General features: G+C 56.3%; 1 protein-coding gene. It reads right to left on the bottom strand.

Annotated elements, in window-relative coordinates:
* On the bottom strand, positions 1-2,389 hold a 2,389-nt coding region (locus LQV63_RS31140), incomplete at both ends, for a non-ribosomal peptide synthetase (protein WP_233699638.1).

The raw sequence follows: 2,389 nt of genomic DNA, 5'->3' as shown, positions 1-2,389 counted from the left end.
GTCCATATTCTGCAAAGCAAACATCGTATCGAACAGCGGATTGCGGCTCAAATCTCGCGTGACCTGCAGCTTTTCCACCAGTTCTTCGAACGGGTAATCCTGATTCTCGAAGGCGCCCAAGCTCGTTTCTTTCACTTCCTCCAAGTATTCCAGGAACGTCTTCGAGCCAGCCGGATAATTGCGGATCGCCAGCGTATTGACGAACATACCGATAAGCGGCTGCAAATCGCCGTGCGTTCTGCCCGCATTCGGCGTCCCCACGATAATGTCTTCCTGGCCTGTATACTTATGAAGCAGAATCGTATAGGCAGCAAGCAGCACCATGTACAATGTCGTTCCGCTCTCGGCCGCAACCCCGTGCAGCGCTTCGCTTAGCCGAGGATCGATCGCGAATTCGAAGGTATCGCCTTCATAGCTCTGGACGGAAGGACGCGCATAATCCGCCGGCAGTTCCAGCACCGGAAGCTCTCCGCCAAGCGACTGCAACCAATAACTCTCCTGCTGCTTCATGAGCTCCTGCTGCGGCTCGGACTGCTGCCATGCGGCATAATCCTTGTACTGAATGCGCAGCGGCGGCAGTTCCTCGCCCCCGTACAAGCGGACGAACTCCTCCACCACAATTCCCATCGACACGCCATCGGAGATGATATGATGCATGTCGTACATCAGAATATGCCGATCCTGATCCAGCTCGATCAGTCCCACTCGCAGGAGCGGCGGCTTCTCCAGATCGAACGGGCGAATGAATGAGCGAACGACGGCTTCGGCTTCCTCTTCGCTCGCCTGCATCATCTCTACCGAGAAATTCACTTCGCGGCATACACGCTGCACCGGCTCGCCATTCACCATCTCAAAGCCGGTGCGCAGCGTTTCGTGGCGCCCGATCAAGCTGCCGAACGCCTCCTCGAACCGATTCCGGTCAAGCTGTCCTTCGAGGAGCATCACCCCCGGCATGTTGTAGCTCTGCTCTGCCCCTTCGAGTTGATGCAAAATGTACAGCCTCTTTTGCGCCGAAGATACCGGGTACCAATCCCTTTCATCCAGCAGCGGAATCTGTCTGTACGCCTGCCGTTCCATCCCATCAATGAGACCTGCCAGCTCTTCAATGGTAGGATGGCGGAAGATGTCCCGCAGCAGCAGGCTGACATGCAGCTCCTTGTGCAGCTTGCTTGCGAGCGTCGTTGCACGCAAAGAGTGTCCGCCAATCTCGAAGAAACTGTCCTTCACGCTGACCTTCTCGAGTCCGAGCACCTCTTGCCAGATATGCGCCAGCTTGGACTCCAGCGGTGACCGCGGCGCGACATGCTCTATTCCGGTCATGATGAGGCCTTCCGGCTCCGGCAGCGCTCTGCGATCGACCTTTCCGTTCGGCGTCAGCGGCATCTGATCGACCTGCACCAAGTGTGTCGGGATCATATAGACCGGCAGTTCTTGCGACAGTGCTGCTCTCAGATCGCCCGCCATCAGCTCTGCATGCGCTGTAAAGTACGCGCACAACGTCTTCTGACCGCTTTCGTCTTGCCGTGCGATTACGATTGCGTCCAGAACCGCTTCCACTTTCAACAGATGCGCTTCCACCTCGCCAAGCTCAATCCGGTAACCGCGAATTTTCACTTGATCATCGATTCGTCCCACGTATTCGAGCGTTCCATCCGGCAGCCATCTCGCCAGATCGCCTGTGCGGTATAGCCGGGTTCCCGGCACGAAGGGGTTATCCACGAACTTCTCAGCCGTCAGCTCCGGACGATTCCAGTACCCTTGGGCCAGTCCGTCTCCTCCGGTGTACAACTCGCCGACCACTCCTACCGGAAGCAGCTTGCCTGCCTCATCCAGCACGTACACTTGAGTATTGGCGATTGGACGTCCGATCGGAATAGAGAGCCGCTCCATATCGGCGGCGGAAATCTCGTGGCAGCAAGTAAAGGTCGTATTTTCCGTCGGACCATACCCATTGACCAGACGAATGTCCTTATACCGCTCCAGAACTTTTTTGGCATGCGTTTGAGAGACGACATCTCCACCCACCAACAATTGCTGGACTCCTTGCAAGGCTTGGAGTTGGTTCTCGACCATCACGTGGAAGAGTCCCGCCGTTAACCACAGGATCGTCACTTGATGCTGTTGAATGGCCTGTGTCCATTCGGTCAACGATAGATTCCCTGGAGGCAAAATGGCCAGCGCAGCTCCATTCAGCAAGCTGCCCCAAATCTCGAACGTTGCCGCGTCGAACGATATCGTCGAGCCTTGCAGAAATACGTCCTTGCTGCTGATGTCCACATAATTGGCAGCGACAACGAGCCGGACCACCCCTCGATGCGTGACGCACACTCCTTTCGGAATTCCCGTCGATCCAGATGTATAGATGATGTAGGCCACATCGTCCGCGGTC

Source organism: Paenibacillus profundus, from assembly GCF_021369635.1.
Lineage (GTDB): Bacteria > Bacillota > Bacilli > Paenibacillales > Paenibacillaceae > Paenibacillus_B > Paenibacillus_B profundus.
Note: the sequence above shows the minus strand (reverse complement) of the source record. Positions and strands in the feature narration are given on the sequence as shown.